Origin of the sequence: Blautia sp. AM29-29, from assembly GCF_003480555.1 — a bacterium.
GTDB classification, from domain to species: domain Bacteria; phylum Bacillota; class Clostridia; order Lachnospirales; family Lachnospiraceae; genus Fusicatenibacter; species Fusicatenibacter saccharivorans.
In genome coordinates this window covers 28,788-44,857 of sequence record NZ_QUJD01000006.1, presented here as the reverse complement: position 1 = coordinate 44,857, position 16,070 = coordinate 28,788, and the positions used below count along the sequence as shown (strand labels likewise).

Sequence of the window (16,070 nt, the reverse complement as noted above, 5' to 3'; positions counted from 1 at the left end):
TTTTGCGCTCCTTTCCAATTTCGCTGCGTATTTTCTTTTATCGATTATGCTTCATTGTACTACTAAAAGACCTGTGTGGGCAATCCATTGCCGCCATTCCCCGAAAATTTTAAAAGACGGACAAAAAACAGAGGATTTCTCTCTGCATTTTGTCCGTCTCTCTACAACGTATTTATTGGATTCTCCGTTTACGGAAATGATTTCGGAAATGATGAACTAATTCATCGCCTCACCCTTCAGCAGTCTGCTGATGTGCTTGTACAGAAGCATGGTTACCAGTGATACCACAACACCTTTGATGATATTAAACGGTACAACGGCAAACAGAACAAAGGTCGGAAGGCTTGTAATTGCTTTGTTGACTGCAGATCCCATTCCCACAAGGGCATCCATCGGCATTCCAAAGGCTGCTGCATAAGCCGGAAGCAGTACAAAAGCGTTCAGAAGACCGCCGGCTGCTGCCAGAAATACGGTTCCGACTGCCATACCGATCATGGCATTTTTCTTTGTTTTCTGTGTTTTGTAGATCCATGCGGCCGGCATAACATACGCGCAGCCGATCAGGAAGTTTGCCACTTCGCCAACACCTGCGGTGGTACTTCCTTTCATGACAAGGTTAAGCAGAATCTTAATCAGCTCAATCGCAGCTCCGGCAAGAGGTCCCATCGCAAAGGCTCCGATCAGCACCGGAACTTCGCTTAAATCAATCTTGTAGAAACTCGGGGCAAACGGAAGCGGGATGTCAAAAAACATCAATACGACTGCGGCTGCGCCGAGCATTGCCACCTGTACCATGTAACGGGTTTTTCCGATTTGTGACATCTTTGATGTCTGTTTTGCTGTTGTCTGTGCATTCATAACTGCATTTCTCCTTTTTTTTCTGGAGATCTTGACCGGTTCTGCCGGAAGTAACGAGTCCAAATACGCTCCACGAATTTGAACTCGTTTTCGCGGCAGTCGCCAAGGTCTCGTGCAAGCACGGACTTTGGCTCGTTGCCCGCGAAAAAAGTGCCCTGAATTCCTTTTCTTGAATTCAGGGCACCAAAAAATATTTCCATGCAAATAAACTTTATTTCGTCTTCTTTCATCCAGACTTTAACTGTTGGTCCCGGAGTTGCACCGAGTCAGCCGCTGTTTGATATCGCAGCGGGTCGCGGACTATACCGCCAGTAGGGAATCACACCCTGCCCTGAAGATCTCCGTATTTTGTTTTTACAGGAATATTTTATTCATATTCACACAATTTGTCAATACTTTTTTCAGACAATACATGATCTGGTTAGTTTGCTACGCCCATCTGAATTTTTCCTGTGCTCTTATTTTTCAGCACACGCAGATAGCAGATCCGCATATCTCCCTTCAGGACAAGACGGATCTCAGATACGCCGTCCGTCTGCGGTCTGTCTGCGAGGGAAATTTCAACATCCTCATAAACCGGCTCGCGGTACCGGTTGCGCTCTTTTACTTCTTCCTCCGCATAGCGGTCCAGTTTCGGGGCGCTGCGGAACTCACAGGTTCTTGTGTCACCGGTAAAGCTTCCCATCGAAACACCGTCCACAAAGGCTTCCACACTGCCGCCGCGTTCACTCTTCACATGAAGCGCCAGAACAGCAGCATCGGAAAGATCACAGTCACGGTAAACGAGAACACCTTCTTTCGTCTCATCCTGCACGCGGACTGCCTTGAAATTGAAGTGGCCTTCCGTCAGATACATGTTCTCGTAATCATCGTAGTGGTCTGCCGCGGTAAATGCACTCAGATCGCGTACTCCCCTTTTTCCGCCCGGAATAAAGATTTCTGCGGAAACGGCTTTATCCTTGCAGGATGCGCCCGCATAGATTTCATACGTTCCTTCTTCTACCATCAGTCTGCGGCTGATGACATCGTAGAAGCGAAGCTCCTCCACCGGGATTTCCAGTGCGATGTGTCTCGTCTCGCCCGGGGCAATGTTTTTCACACGGACAAAATCAAGCAGCTGGCAGATTGGTTTCTTTACGCAGGATTCCAGAGCGGAACCGTAGATCTGGACGACCTCGTCGCTTGCGGTAGCGCCCGTATTTCTCACATCGAGAGAGATCTGCAGCAGACGGTCATCTTTTAAGGAAATCTTATAGTTCTCATACGCAAATGTGGTATACGTCAGGCCATAGCCGAATGGATACAATTCCTTCCCGTCGAAATAGCGGTACGTTCTTTTTCCTTTGATGATGTCGTAATCGTCAATGTCCGGCAGCTGATCGATACTCTCATACCAGGTCATATTCAGACGGCCGGCCGGTGCATAGATTCCAAGCACAGCCTCTGCCATTGCGCTTCCCATATCCTGGCTTCCCGTTGCAGACATGATGATCGCCGGCAGTTTTTCCATCGCTTTCTGAAGTGTGTACGGATAATTCGTAAACAGCACCAGAACGGTATTCGGATTGACCTCTGCGATCCGGTCAAGCAGCATCTCCTGCTCCTCTGGCAGCTCCAGTGTGTTGCGGTCGATCTCCTCTTTCGCATTGATCACGGAGTTACAGCCGAGCGCAAGCAAAACCTGCTTTTTGCCCCGGACTGCAGCAACTGCTTTTTCAATTCCGTTTTCGACAACCTCCATCGTAATCGGAATTCCCTCCGTCTGCTCAAAGGAGAAAAATCCCTCTGCATCCTTATAAACCGGGTAATGGAAACGGTTGGTCAGCACAACGCTGCCATCCTCCTGTGGCTCCACGTGGAAAATCTCCATCACGAACCAGTCGAAGGCTTCCTCCCGGTCTGCCGCAATCTGTCCCATTTTCGGCTTTTCTCCCTGCGACTCTGAGAGTCTTGCGCCGAGGTATTTTCCGGTACGGACACTCTTGAACGTATAGCTTCCCTCACCCCAGTATTCCTTGATAAACACATCTGGCTCATCTGCCATCTGAAGTGTTCCGTCTTCTGCTACGGCAAGACTTTTTCCATCACAGCGGAAAACAACGCGATCCAGACCATCCGCGAATGTAATGTTCTCCTGCTTCAGTACTTCCATCCCCTGCAGGAAGGTTGTGCGGTATGGTGCCGTTCCGCCGTACCAGTCCTGATACCATGCATCACCAAGCGGTCCGACAATGGCAATATCTTCTGCTTTCAGGGCTTTGTCAAGTGGCAGCGCTCCGTTCTCATTTTTCAGAAGTACGATCGATTCGCGGCTCAGCTCTTTACAGATTTCACGTGCCTTCGGGGAATCGATATCGTCCTCGGTCACACGGTCATACGGATTCAGATTTTCCCGATCATAAACGCCGAGACGAAGCTTCGTCTCCATCATACAGCGAATAGAGCGGTCCATATCCTCTTCTTTCAGAATGCCAAGCTCATATGCCTCGCGTGCCGCCTGCTCTACCATACGCGGATCGTCAGACATGGCATCCACACCGGCTTTCAGCGCCGTTGCGATCGTCTCCGCATGCTGTCCGAAATAGTGATGCAGATTCACGACAAGTCCCATCGCACCGCCGTCGCTGACAACGTGACGGAGACCGTACTGTTTTTTCAGAATATCGGTCACTTCCGGATTCAGGATACCGATCGTTCCGTTGATCTTGTTATATGCCGTCATAATGCCCTCTGCGCCGCCGTCCTCAATACATCTGCGGAATGGCTCCAGATACAGCTCATATTTGTTCCGCGGGTCAATGGAAGAATTTTTCCATCCGCGGCCGACCTCCGTGTTGTTTCCATAGAAATGCTTTAAGGTCGCTGCACAGCGCAGATACTTCGGATCATCGCCCTGCATTCCCCGGATATAAGCACCGGCCATTTTTCCGGTCAGCACAGGATCCTCTCCGTAACCTTCTTCGTTTCTTCCCCATCTCGGATCGCGCTCAAGATCAACGGTCGGAGCCCATCTGCTGAGTCCATGGCCCTCATGGCGGTGCCATACGACGCGCGCCTCGGTTCCTGTTATTTCACCGGCCTGTCTGATCAGCTCCGGATCCCAGGATGCACTCATACCGATCGGCTGTGGGAAGGATGTTGTCACATCCGGTTTTCCAAGACCGTTCTGATCGTTTCTGCCCTCAACGCCGTGTGCCGCCTCACCGCCCACAGAGACACCCGGAATGCCAAGGCGCGGCAGATCCGGGGAAGAGCTGGCGAGGTATCCCAGTTTTTCTTCGACCGTCATTTCTTTTAACAGCCAGTCGATTCTTTCCTGATCCGTCAGTGATGCATCCCAGAACGGTGTGTTTTTGTTTACCTGAAACTCCTTCTTTTCTGTCATTTTCCAAAAACCTCCCGATGATTTTGTCTCATGAAATTGTTTGCAGATTTTCCATATACTGTTATCTTTTTACAATGTTTCACATTTCCCATTACTGTCGCTGTATTTTAAAACATGGCCTGACATTTAATAATATCAGACCATGTTTTTGTGCCGCCTTCCGTTCAACGGCAAAACCTTATGTTTTTATGTTTTTGCTTTACTTACTCTACATCAACAAGTTTGGTAGCAAGGAACTCTGTCATAGCTTCTTCTGCATCTGCCAGACCATTGTCTGTCAGCTCCTGTACCATGCTCTCCCAGTTTGCATCAAACTCATCTTCTGTACCAGTTACGCACTTAACCAGTCCTGGCCATGCAATTTCATCCAGAATAGTCTGTTTCTCAGCCAGTTCCTGTGGCTGCTGATATGCCCACAGTGCAGAGTATGGAAGAAGGTCAAACTCCTCCGGCTGTGCAAACATGTCGGTCAGCATTTCAAATCCCATCGCTTCGCATCCTTCTTTTTCTGCTGTATTGTAGTTTGCAATAACAGACTCTTTGGTAGTTGGAGTGTATGGGAATCCGTCTTCAGAGTAGGAACCTGTTCCGTAGATCGGGAATCCAGTGTAGTTGTCAATACCGGTGTTCTTTGCATAATCCGGATCAGACTGAGCTTTTGCTACTTCTTCGTCAGTACGATATGGCTGTCCATCATCATCAAGGAAGTAGTTCTCGCCTTCAATACCCCAGTGATACAGGATCTGTCCTTCATCGGAGCACAGATAGTCAAGGAATTTGATGGCACGAACCGGATCTTCACAGCTCTTGGTAATTCCAATACCCCAGCCAACGGTAGTTCCCTGATACAGAAGGGCTTTTTCTACCTGATCTTCTCTTAAGGTTACAGGAAGTCCAACATAAGTCTGATCTACTTTTCCGTCTGCTACCAGAGTAGCTTCGCACTGGCTGTAATGCCACTCAGCATCGGTGATGGCAACAACACGGCCGCTGGCAACTTTTGCAATATAGTCATCATCTGTCTGCGTTGCAAAGTTCGGATCCAGGATACCTTCGTTGTACATACGGCACAGCCATTTGAAGTATTCTTTCTCTTCATCTGTTACATGTTTGTAATGTACGTTGTACTCGTCGTCAATAATCCACTGTCCATTATCCGGGGATGCATCAGCGATCAGTCCTGCCGGGTTTCCAAGGGTAATCATCCAGTGCCAGTCAGAAGCACTCATGGTGATACCGATCATATCCAGACCATCTTCTGTTTTTGGATGTGCTGCAAGATAGCTCTTGATCATTTTTTCATACTCATCCAGTGTCTTCGGATATTTATAATCGTTCTCTTTTAATGCAGCCCACTGAATCTGGCAGCTTCCGCCTGTTGTCAGGGTTTTCTGGTTTACACCTGCGTAGGAAAGCTGATAGATTCCAGGATCATCCTGGCTCCATTTCAGTTTTTCCATCTCTGCTCCGTACATTTTTTTGATGTTTGGACCATATTTTTCAATCAGGTCTGTCATATCAATCAGCGCGCCTGCCTGATACAAATCCGTTGCTGAGCCTTTTGCATAAATCATGTCCGGATACTCATCATTTGCGATCATCAGCGCAATATCTTCTTTTGCATCACCCTGGGATGCTACCGGATAGGAAACATCCAGTGTAACGCCTGTTGCCTCTGTGATTGCTTTTGCTACCGGGTTATCCCAGTTGCCGTTTTTACCATCAGCGTTAAAATACTCAAAGGTAATCGGAGATTTGTCATCTGCATCATCTGCTGTCTCGCCTGAAGAACTTGCCTCTGCCGCTGATCCAGTCTCTGTGCTGGATCCTCCCTTGCTGCTGCCACTGTCGGAACCGCATCCTGCGAGCATTCCGGCCACCATAGCAGATACTAACATGAGTGATACTACTTTTCTTTTCATAAAAGCCCTCCTTAAAATGGTTTATGTCATCCTGCACTCTTGCTTTCGCCTGGCAGGAATAAACATCATCTTTTTCTAAAAATTTTTTAATACTGTTTTTTATCAGTCTTTAACAGAACCAAGTGTCATACCGCCGATAAAGTATTTCTGAAGGAACGGATATACAATAACGATCGGCACAGTTGCTACAATCGTTACGGCCATACGTACGGACATTGGTGTTACGGCCGTCTGTACATTGGTTCCTGCATGAACGTCCATTTTCATGGTCGCCTGGTTCATAATCTCATACAGTTTGTACTGCAGAGTCGGGAGTTTTTTCGCATACAGGTAAGTATCCATGAAGGAGTTCCACTGACCTACTGCATAGTACAGACCTACGGTTGCGATAACCGGTTTACAAAGCGGCATAACGACTTTATACCAGATCTGAAAATCGTTTGCTCCGTCGAGCTTTGCTGCCTCCTGCAGAGCCATCGGCAGTCCGTCGATATAAGAGCGGACCAGAATCATATTATAAACCCACATCAGACCAGGCAGAATGTATACCATGAAGTTATTGCCCAGCTTTAAGGTACGGATAATCAGAAGGTATTCCGGAATCATTCCGCCACCGACATACATGGTAACAACGAACAGAAGCTGGAATGGTTTGCGGAGTACGAAGTCTCTGCGGCTTAATGTGTAAGCAACCATCGAGGTACATACAATACCTACGATTGTTCCGATGATGGTTCTTGTTACAGAAATCACAGCCGGCATTGCAATGCCGCCGTCTTTAAATACATATTTATAGTTGCTTAATGTAAACTTTCTCGGAATGATGAAGTTTACATTCTTAATGGTATCCGTAGAATCGTTGAACGAAATCGCCAGTACGTTCAGGAACGGATAAATGGTGATGATGACGAGGAATACGAAGATTACCGCCAGTACGTAGTCAAATTTTTTTGCTTTCTTGTTCATATTCGCGTCCTCCTACATAAGTTTATCTTCGCCTACCAGACCGGCAATCTTATTGGCGATCAGCAGCAGGGTAACGCTGACTGCAGACTGGAATACACCGATTGCGGTACCAAGACCGTAGTTGCTGTTTCCGATACCTCTCTTATAAGAGAACCAGGAAAGTACCATCGTGTGATCCTCAACCAGCGGGTTACTAAGAAGCATCTGACGCTCCATACCTACGTTCAGGGCGCCACCGATACTCATAATCAGCAGTACGATGATGGTCGGTCGGATACCCGGCAGAGTGATGTGCCAGATCTTCTGCAGACGGCTTGCACCGTCCATATCAGCGGCCTCGTAAAGACCAGGATCAATACCTGCCATGGCGGACAGATAAATAATTGCGTTCCAGCCAACCTCTTTCCAGCAGTTAATCAGGATAATGGTTACCCAGATAAGCGGTGAGTTGGAACTCATCAGGTGCAGGTTCTTGCCGAAGATACTGTCAACAACACCGCCGTCGTTGAAAATATTCTTTGCAATACTTGCAATAATAACCCAGGATACAAAGTGCGGCAGATAAGAAATGGTCTGCGTTACTTTTTTGAACTTCATAAAGAACATCTCGTTCAGAAGAACCGCAAATGCGATTGCTGCGATCGTTCCAACCGCGATGTCAAGGAAGCTTACTCCCAATGTGTTGATTAATGTCTGTGTGAACAGACGGTCTTTGAATGCATCTGTAAAATTTTGAAATCCAACCCAGGTTCTCTCCCAGATCGGAAGTGCAAATGTCGCAGGTTTTACCTCCTGAAATGCCATGGTCCATCCCCACAGTGGAATGTACTTGAAGATAATCAGCCAGACTACAAATGGTACTGACATCACAAGCAGCCAACGCTGTTTCCACAAGATTGCAGGGGTAATTTTCTCTCCTTTTTTCTTTTTCATTTTTTCCTTCGCCATACTCCCCATCCTTTCCGTTGTTTTGTGCGTTTTTATTACGCATTTTCTTTGATTATTTGTGATGTTTACACTATATCAAATAAAATCCCCGTTTGATATTGTGTATTTTGTCCACTTATATTGACTTTTTTTATCTTTTTCCACATTTTCAGTTGCTATGGCAGGCATTTTTACTAATTTATATGCGTTTGTTTTTATTTTTTACACCAGCTTACAATTCTACCAATCAGTGTTTTTTTTTGTAAAAAAAGCAGGAAAACGTAATGGGGGATTACATTTTAAGAAAAATGTCAGTTTTTTATCCAAATAATCTCCGTTTTCTCTGCTATGATAAACACCATAGAACCAAGAGGGGAAAAACGAGATGAGCCAATACAACATATTAGTCGTAGACGACGACCGGGAAATCGTAAGATCTCTCGGCAAACTATTAGAACTGGAAGGCTACAGGGTAAAAAAAGCCTACAACGGCATGGAGGCACTCGACATCCTCATGACCGAACAGATCCATCTGATCCTGCTCGATGTCATGATGCCCAAAATGAACGGCCTTTCCGCCCTGATGAAAATAAGAGAAAAAAACAACATCCCGATTATCATGCTTTCCGCGAAAACCGAAGAGAGCGATAAAGTCATCGGACTTTCGATGGGCGCCGATGATTACGTGACAAAGCCGTATAATACCGCCGAACTCATGGCCCGTGTTAAATCCCAGCTCCGCCGTTACTTCTCCTTAGGCGCCGCAAACGGAACCACACAAAGCCAGGATATCCTGAAAAACGGCGGTCTGCTGCTGAACCGGAACACCAAAGAACTCCTGGTGGACGGTGAACCTGTTCGCCTGACCGCAACCGAGTACAAAATTATGGAGCTTCTGATGGAGCATCCCGGCTATGTATTCTCAGCCGAAGAAATCTACAGCCAGGTCTGGCAGGAGGATGCTTACAGCGTAGAAAATACCGTCATGGTTCATATCCGGCGCATTCGTGAGAAAATCGAAATTACGCCGAAAAATCCAAAATATTTAAAGGTGGTGTGGGGAATTGGATACAAAATTGAAAAAATTAACGGAGACTGAAAAACGCATCCTGCTGTGGATGCTTCTCGATCTTGCTATGGTACTGATTTTGTGCGGAAGGCTTCTGCGGAAATGGGCCAGTGAATTCGAATGGGGAATGTGGCGCAACATCGAATGGGGTATCGGCATTGGAGTGACGGTAGTCGGCGTTTTGGGCATAGCCGCAGCCTTGTATCTGGTATGGAAATTCCGAAAAAATACCGGGAACTCGAAAATGACTGCTTTTGCCGGCAGCGAACCGGAAAAAGCGGGAAAAACAGCAAAAAGCAGCGAAGGGGCAGCCGCAGATAAGTCCGAGACAGATGAAATAGAAAAATCCCGGCAGATGCAGTTTGAGGCAAGAGCCGCTGCGGAAGCAGAGAAAGAGCAGCTGTTTCTGAAAAAATCCGAAAAGGTGCCAAATGAGCTTCTGGTTCTTGTCGGAGGATTTGCTTTTTTCGGATGGCTTCAGCCGCTCCGGCACAGCTATGCCAGATACCGCATTGTTGCCGAATGGGGTACTGTAATAGAGTGTGTGCAGACAGGTCTTCTGTTTTTTGGAATCTGTGGCGTTTTCCTTCTCAGTGCCGGCATTCTTGTCTGTCGCTATGAAAAGAAACAACTGAGAGAAATGTCCTTTTTTTGCAGAGAAAGGAAGCGTTACAGAGATCGGACCAGCCTGGAACGGCAGCTTGCCGGTCAGAGTAAATGGCCGTTCCGTGTGGCACTGATTGCGGAACTTCTAATCGTGATTACCATGATCACCGGACTGATAAACGGAATGGATGGCGAGGTGCTGTTTGTCATTCTTCTCGGGCTGACCACGCTGATTTTAATTCTGTTTGCCTGGAAAACATACCGCAGTCGCCTGAACCGGGAGATGGGCCTTTTGATGGAACAGATCCATACGATGGCAGAAGGCAGCATGGAAAGCCGGATCCATGAAATATCCGAAAAATCCCTGCTGTATCCGGCGTTTGCAGAGCTGGAAAATATTGAGAGCGCTATGCAGAAGAGCGTAGAAAAACAGATGCAGGCGGAGCGTCTCAAAATTGACCTGATTACCAATGTATCGCACGATCTGAAAACACCGCTCACCTCGATGGTCGGCTATACGGATCTTCTGAAAAAAGAGGATCTGACACCGGCGGCACAGGATTACGTCGAAGTGATTTCTGTGAAACAGGAACAGCTAAAGGAGATGATCCAAAGCCTCTTCGAGCTCTCCAAATCGACAAGCGGAACCGAAAAATTCCAGATGGAAAAAATGGATATGAAACGGTTGATCGAGCAGACCCTCGCCGATATGGACGATGCGATTGCGCAGAGCAATCTGTCGTTCCGCACGGCGCTCGGAGATGAGCCACTGCCGTTCCTTGGGGATAATGGGAAAATGTACCGCGTGATACAAAACCTCGTGGAAAATATCCTGAAATACAGCCTGGGCGGAACGAGAGTTTACATTGACGCAGGGAAGGAAAAAGGGGAGATTTTCGTGACGATGAAAAACATTTCCGCCTATGAGATGAATTTTGAAGCGGAGGAAATGATGGAACGCTTTGTGCGCGGCGACGAATCACGGACGAGCGAGGGGCACGGCCTTGGCCTTGCGATTGCATCAAGCTACACGGCCAACATGGGCGGCCGCATGGAGCTTGCGGCAGACGGCGATCTGTTTAAAGTCATCCTGCGTTTCCCGGAGGCAGGCGAGGATTCTGCAGCGGGAGAAACAGCCACAAAAACCTGACTTGCATAAGAATGAGACAGAAGCGGGATTGCAGCAGGAAGGATCTGCAGAAGGATTCTGAGAGAGTATGTAATCCCCGGGAGGAAAAAAATGGAGACAATCAGTATTATCATACCATGCTACAACGAAGAGGAAGCAATTCCGGTTTACTACGAGACGATGGTACGTCAGATGGATGAGATGGAAGAACAGCAGAAGGTTCAGTTCGAGCTGATCTTTGTTGACGACGGCTCGAAGGATCACAGCCTGTTTGAGATGCGCCGGCTTGCGCAGAAGGATATGCGCTGCCGTTACCTCTCGTTTTCGAGAAATTTCGGAAAAGAGGCAGCCATGTACGCCGGACTGCAGGCGGCCAAAGGCGATTACGTAACGGTGATGGATGTCGACCTTCAGGATCCGCCGTCCCTTCTTCCGAAAATGTACGCGATGCTGCAGAGCGGCACCTGTGACTGTGTAGCGGCACGCCGCAGTTCACGGGAGGGCGAGGGAAAAATCAAATCCTTCTTATCAAATGCCTTCTACGGTGTGATCAACCGCCTTTCCAGAACAGAGATTGTAAGCGGTGCACGGGACTACCGTCTGATGAGCCGCAAAATGGTGGATGCCGTGCTGGAAATGAGTGAGTACAACCGCTTTTCCAAAGGGATTTTCGGATGGGTCGGTTTTCACACAGAATGGCTGGAATTTGAGCACGAGGACCGCTGCGCCGGAACATCAAAGTGGCCACTTCGAAAGCTCCTCGCGTACTCAATCGACGGCATCACAGGTTTTTCCGTAGCCCCGCTGTCACTTGCATCTGTCATGGGCGTGCTTTTTTTCCTGATTTCTATGATTCTGATCGTGTTCATCATCGGAAGAACGCTGCTGTTTGGCGATCCCGTTGCGGGCTGGCCGTCGATGGCATGCATCCTTTTTCTGGTGAGCGGTGTACAGCTTTTCTGCACGGGCATTGTAGGCATTTATCTTTCCAAGACATATCTTGAAACAAAGCACCGTCCGATCTATCTCTTAAAGGAGACGAGTGAAGAGACGGTCAAGATGCACAGTGTGCAGCCGGTGAAAAAGCAGGAGAGTGCTGCAAAGAGAAGAAAAGATACCCATACGGCAGAAAAGAAAAACGTGTATTTTCCAGAGTATGCCGACAAACGCCATGCGTCTGAAAGAGGAGAAATCCGGGCATGAAAAAGGAAATCTTAAAGGAAATAAGAGAGCCGGGAAAATCACGGAAAAAGAAAGGCCAGCCGAAAGGACGGCGGAACGGCTTCTTGGAAGGTCTTACCGGAAAGGATTTTACGGCGGCTGGTCTGTTTTTCTTTTCTTTGCTTTTGTGCCGGCTGTTCGTCCTGCAATACGGCGTATTCGGCTCCTCGATTGACTGGATCAGCCAGCACAGCACCCTTGCCGATTACTTCCGGAAGCGGTTTTACGCGACCGGAAACCTCTTCCCGGATTTCGCATGGAATCTGGGAGGAGGTCAGAATATTTACCATTTTGCCTACTACGGACTGCTGAGTCCGACCATGCTGTTATCCTACCTTTTCCCGTTCATCCCGATGGACCTGTGGGTGATGGGTTCCTCCGCGCTGCTGTATGCGGCGGATGCAGTGCTTTTTTATCAATGGATCAGCAAAAAGGGTCTGCATTACGGCAACTGTCTTTTTACATCACTTTTCTTTACGTGTTCTACCGCACTTCTATATCATTCCTATAATCAGCTTATGTTTGTCGATTATATGCCGTTTCTGCTGCTGGCTCTGCGGGGCGTGGACCGCCATTTTCAGAAGAGAAAGAGCGGTCTTCTGATTCTTTCCGTTCTTGGGATGATTCTGACCAGCTTTTATTTTTCTGTCGGCGGGCTGCTTGCGCTCACGGCGTATGCGGTGACGGAGTATTTGAAATGCGGTACAGAAAATGCTGCGTATGAAGCGGAACAGGAGAATCGAAAAGTGTCGCGGAATCAAAAGGCCGGGGCAGAGAAAAAGCAGAGGGCAGGTGAAAAATCTGCCGGAACGGGTGAAACCTTGGTGGGTTTGCGGAGCTTTTTTGGCGCAGCAATCCGCTTTGCGCTTCCGGTCCTCGCAGGAATCCTTCTTTCCGGTATTCTGCTGATCCCATCGGCTGCCGCCTTGTTCGGCGGCAGCGGCGAGGGCGGACGCGGCACCGCAGCGGGCGGCATCGCAGGACTTTTTACCGATCCGGCGATGTGGAAACCGCAGTTTCTGATCCTGCGTCTCTGCTACACGCCGTACGGCATTGGCCTCTCCGCATTTGCGGGGGTGGCGCTTTTGGGCAGAGTGATCGGAAAGAGCCGGTTGCGTGAGAAACTGTTGTCCTTCCTTTTGCTGGTATTCTTTTGTATTCCCCTGTTCGGCTATCTGCTGAACGGCGGCCTGTACAGCAAAGATAAAGTATTCATCCCGTTTCTTCCGGTCCTCTGTGCAGAAGTCGGGCTTTATGTGGAAAACCAGCTTGTCCGGAAGCGGGAGTGTGGAAAAAATCGAAGCACCGGGAATTTTAAGCGCAAAGTCATGACAGAGCTGCGAGAATTGCTTCCGTACCTCATAGTTCTGATTCTGATGTGGAATGCAAAGCAAGAGACATACTTTGAACCATACTGGCATCTCGGCATACTGGATGTGATTTGTGTGACTGCGTGCTATCTGGCATGGCGGTGGTTTCCGGCAAAAAAACGGCTGCGGGGCAGAGAGCTTCCGTTTCTGCCGCTCGTCTTTAGTGCTGTGATTCTTGCATTTGCCGGAAAAGCAATCAATCAGGAAAAGCATGTGATGATCCCGCGTAAAACGTATGAAGCTCTGACGGACAGCAAGATTGCAGCGGCAATCCGCGAGATCCGTGCGGAGGATCCCGGCTGGTACCGTATGGAGCAGTATGGAGACGGCGGACAGAACCTTGCGAACGTCAACCGGATATGGGATATTGGACAGAATGTTTCGACGATTTATTCCTCGGCATACAATGCAGAATATAAGAAATTCCGGGACGAGACGTATGGGATTAATGAAGCCTTCCGCAACCGCATGATGCAGACGGTTTCCGATGATCCGCTGTTCTGGCAGCTCATGGGAGTGAAATATATTCTGGCAGAAACACGGCCGGAGGGGTATGAACTGTACCGGGATTACGGGGACTTTCAGGTTTATCGTGCCATATCCGCAGCGCCGGTTGCCTACGTGACAGACCAGGTGGTTTCCGAGACGGAATACAAATCATTACCTTATCCGCGGAACCAGGAAATACTGGAGACGGCAGCCGTGATCCCGGATCAGGAAATGCGGAAGACAACAGCGGCAATCCCGGATCAGGAAAAATCGGCGGAATCTGTGGATAATTTCAGAGCCGCTGCAGATTCAGATACAAAGAATGGTTCTGTAGGACCCCTGTTTCACAGTTGTTTTCAGAAAGTGAACCTTGAAATTCCAGAGACTGATCAGGAAGATCTGCGCATTCAGAAGACAGCGGACGGATATGAGATTGAGACGAAAAAATCCGTGACCGTCTCAGCAACGCTGCCGGGTACCGCAGAGGGAGCGACGCTGCTCGCCGTTTCTTTCGAGGTGGAGAATCAGAAAGCGAGTCATGATATGTTTATCCGCATCAACGGCCAGACCAACCGCCTGACCGGCATCAACCATACGTATGCCAATGGGAATACACAGTTTAACTATCTTGTAACGATGAAAGAAGATGGAACCGTATTCATTCGGATGGGAAAAGGCCATTATATCCTGAAAAATTTTGAGACATGGACTGGTATGGCACAGCCGTTGGAAAAAACGGAGCAGCTGTACAGTCAGGCGGTTACCCTGATTGGCGGAACAACAGCAACATACGGCGGCGACGGCATCACAGGCGTGGTTTCCGCGGAAAGAGACGGATACCTCATCACCAGCATTCCATACGATGAAAATTTTGTGCTGAAAGTGGATGGGAAAGAAACACTGCTGTTCCGCGCAAACACGGCATTTCTCGGCGCAAAAATCCCATCAGGCGAGCACAAAGTTGTTCTTGTGTACCATGCGCCCGGACGGGCGGCTGGCAGTTGGTGCAGCCTGATGGGAGGAATGCTGGCACTCATCCTTGTGATCTGTGAAAAAAAGAAACAGCAAAACGGCAGCGAACGGGCAGGAGAGAGCAAAATGTTGCAAAAACAGCGGAAATATTATATCATCAGAGTGTAAAAATAGTTGTAGTGACGCTTGGTGGAATGGAGCATATCTTTACAGCCGCAGGAAGAACTGGCAGCGTTTGCCCGTTTTGGAAACGCCGTTGCAAGCCTTTGTGTGGAGAAAAAAGGTGCTAGAGCGTGTCTGAAAAATCATTTCCGCAATCTGCAAGCCCCACTTTGCGGTATATTTTACCCTCATTCGGTTGCCGTAGCCCGCTACGCCGCCCTTATTCGGATAAAATCTCCCACGAACTGGGACTCGCAGTTCACGAAAAGCCTTTTTCAGACACGCTCTATTCCGGCCATGCCGGATCTGGCACAGGTAGAAAAAAGACTGGGGGATAAGAAATGGAATTAAGAGAGCAGTTAAATGGAATCCAGCATGTCGGTATTCCGACCAACGATATTGAGATGACGATTGCGTTTTATGAAAAGCTTGGATTTGAAATTGCATTCCGCACCGTAAATGAGGCGGCGGATGAGAAAGTGGCATTCTTAAAGCTTGGAACACTTGTGATCGAAACGTACGAAAACAAAGCTGCAGCACTGAAACCCGGAGCAATCGACCATGTGGCGATTGACGTAAAGAATATTGAAAAGGTTCACGAAATGATTACCGGGGCCGGTCTGAATACGACGCAGGATGAAGTACATTTCCTTCCGTTCTGGGAAAATGGCGTCCGTTTCTTCACGATCGAAGGACCAAATAAAGAAAAAGTGGAATTCAGCCAGTATTTGTAACGATTCCAAGCCATGCGAAATGGAAGAAAAATCGCGAATCATGCTTGCATGAATATCCGTTTGACCAGCAAAGCCTCTGCCGGAAAGCAAAATTTTTGCCCGGCAGAGGCTTTTTTACTTACTCTGAAACAAATACTACCGGATAGTCAAAAAAGCGCAAATTATCCCTATAGAGTAAAGGAGATGCAAAATTTATCTGCAGTTACAAAAACGGGGTGGAGTTTTTATGGAAACAGGGCAGGAAATCATTGTGCTTTCTG

At 48.2% G+C, this 16,070-nt stretch carries 13 protein-coding genes and 1 riboswitch; of the genes, 6 read left to right on the top strand and 7 right to left on the bottom strand.

Going from position 1 to position 16,070, the window contains the following annotated elements:
• Positions 1-216: 216 nt before the first annotated feature.
• From DW769_RS05665 to DW769_RS05640, 6 genes are all read right to left on the bottom strand, one after another.
• Positions 217-858 (bottom strand): ECF transporter S component, encoded by a 642-nt coding sequence (locus DW769_RS05665; RefSeq protein ID WP_022461231.1) that lies wholly within the window; start codon positions 856-858, stop codon positions 217-219.
• Positions 855-1,088, bottom strand: a complete 234-nt coding sequence (locus DW769_RS16380; protein ID WP_158579799.1) for a hypothetical protein — start codon at positions 1,086-1,088, stop codon at positions 855-857. Before DW769_RS16380 ends, DW769_RS05665 begins: the two co-directional genes overlap by 4 nt.
• A riboswitch (FMN riboswitch) is annotated at positions 1,073-1,201 on the bottom strand. Its footprint overlaps the gene before it by 16 nt.
• A 78-nt stretch (positions 1,202-1,279) precedes the next feature.
• Entirely contained in the window at positions 1,280-4,243 is a 2,964-nt protein-coding gene (locus DW769_RS05655; protein WP_118750087.1) for a beta-glucosidase, read from the bottom strand.
• Positions 4,244-4,446: 203 nt separating this feature from the next.
• A complete protein-coding gene (locus DW769_RS05650; protein WP_117804646.1) occupies positions 4,447-6,165 on the bottom strand; it encodes an extracellular solute-binding protein in 1,719 nt (572 codons plus the stop codon).
• A 102-nt stretch (positions 6,166-6,267) separates the two neighbouring features.
• Positions 6,268-7,131, bottom strand: a complete 864-nt coding sequence (locus DW769_RS05645; RefSeq protein WP_117510366.1) for a carbohydrate ABC transporter permease — start codon at positions 7,129-7,131, stop codon at positions 6,268-6,270.
• 12 nt (positions 7,132-7,143) lie between these two features.
• Positions 7,144-8,079: an ABC transporter permease gene (locus DW769_RS05640; RefSeq protein ID WP_118595914.1), complete on the bottom strand. Its 936-nt coding sequence runs from the start codon at positions 8,077-8,079 to the stop codon at positions 7,144-7,146.
• Positions 8,080-8,443: 364 nt separating this feature from the next.
• On the opposite strand from DW769_RS05640, the gene DW769_RS05635 reads away from it, so the two are divergent.
• From DW769_RS05635 to DW769_RS05620, 4 genes are all read left to right on the top strand, one after another.
• Entirely contained in the window at positions 8,444-9,157 is a 714-nt protein-coding gene (locus DW769_RS05635; RefSeq protein ID WP_118595913.1) for a response regulator transcription factor, read from the top strand.
• Positions 9,123-10,883 (top strand): sensor histidine kinase, encoded by a 1,761-nt coding sequence (locus tag DW769_RS05630; protein ID WP_118595912.1) that lies wholly within the window; start codon positions 9,123-9,125, stop codon positions 10,881-10,883. The genes DW769_RS05635 and DW769_RS05630 overlap by 35 nt, the downstream gene beginning before the upstream one ends.
• A gap of 90 nt (positions 10,884-10,973) precedes the next feature.
• Positions 10,974-12,065: a glycosyltransferase family 2 protein gene (locus tag DW769_RS05625; protein ID WP_118595911.1), complete on the top strand. Its 1,092-nt coding sequence runs from the start codon at positions 10,974-10,976 to the stop codon at positions 12,063-12,065.
• Positions 12,062-15,082 (top strand): YfhO family protein, encoded by a 3,021-nt coding sequence (locus DW769_RS05620; protein WP_118750086.1) that lies wholly within the window; start codon positions 12,062-12,064, stop codon positions 15,080-15,082. Before DW769_RS05625 ends, DW769_RS05620 begins: the two co-directional genes overlap by 4 nt.
• A 39-nt stretch (positions 15,083-15,121) precedes the next feature.
• Here DW769_RS05620 and DW769_RS17250 read toward each other — a convergent pair whose 3' ends face one another.
• Positions 15,122-15,334, bottom strand: a complete 213-nt coding sequence (locus DW769_RS17250) for a DUF6783 domain-containing protein (RefSeq protein ID WP_334294724.1) — start codon at positions 15,332-15,334, stop codon at positions 15,122-15,124.
• Here DW769_RS17250 and DW769_RS17245 point away from each other — a divergent pair.
• Positions 15,254-15,427: a DUF6783 domain-containing protein gene (locus tag DW769_RS17245; RefSeq protein ID WP_334294725.1), complete on the top strand. Its 174-nt coding sequence runs from the start codon at positions 15,254-15,256 to the stop codon at positions 15,425-15,427. The genes DW769_RS17250 and DW769_RS17245 overlap by 81 nt on opposite strands.
• Positions 15,418-15,810 (top strand): VOC family protein, encoded by a 393-nt coding sequence (locus DW769_RS05610; protein WP_055227805.1) that lies wholly within the window; start codon positions 15,418-15,420, stop codon positions 15,808-15,810. The genes DW769_RS17245 and DW769_RS05610 overlap by 10 nt, the downstream gene beginning before the upstream one ends.
• Positions 15,811-16,070: the final 260 nt, after the last annotated feature.

Coding starts and splice junctions, on each gene's coding strand:
- DW769_RS05665 (WP_022461231.1), bottom strand. CDS start 858: ATGAATGCACAGACAACAGCAAAACAGACATCAAAGATGTCACAAATC.
- DW769_RS05620 (WP_118750086.1), top strand. CDS start 12,062: ATGAAAAAGGAAATCTTAAAGGAAATAAGAGAGCCGGGAAAATCACGG.
- DW769_RS05645 (WP_117510366.1), bottom strand. CDS start 7,131: ATGAACAAGAAAGCAAAAAAATTTGACTACGTACTGGCGGTAATCTTC.
- DW769_RS16380 (WP_158579799.1), bottom strand. CDS start 1,088: ATGAAAGAAGACGAAATAAAGTTTATTTGCATGGAAATATTTTTTGGT.
- DW769_RS05610 (WP_055227805.1), top strand. CDS start 15,418: ATGGAATTAAGAGAGCAGTTAAATGGAATCCAGCATGTCGGTATTCCG.
- DW769_RS05625 (WP_118595911.1), top strand. CDS start 10,974: ATGGAGACAATCAGTATTATCATACCATGCTACAACGAAGAGGAAGCA.
- DW769_RS05650 (WP_117804646.1), bottom strand. CDS start 6,165: ATGAAAAGAAAAGTAGTATCACTCATGTTAGTATCTGCTATGGTGGCC.
- DW769_RS05640 (WP_118595914.1), bottom strand. CDS start 8,079: ATGGCGAAGGAAAAAATGAAAAAGAAAAAAGGAGAGAAAATTACCCCT.
- DW769_RS05635 (WP_118595913.1), top strand. CDS start 8,444: ATGAGCCAATACAACATATTAGTCGTAGACGACGACCGGGAAATCGTA.
- DW769_RS05655 (WP_118750087.1), bottom strand. CDS start 4,243: ATGACAGAAAAGAAGGAGTTTCAGGTAAACAAAAACACACCGTTCTGG.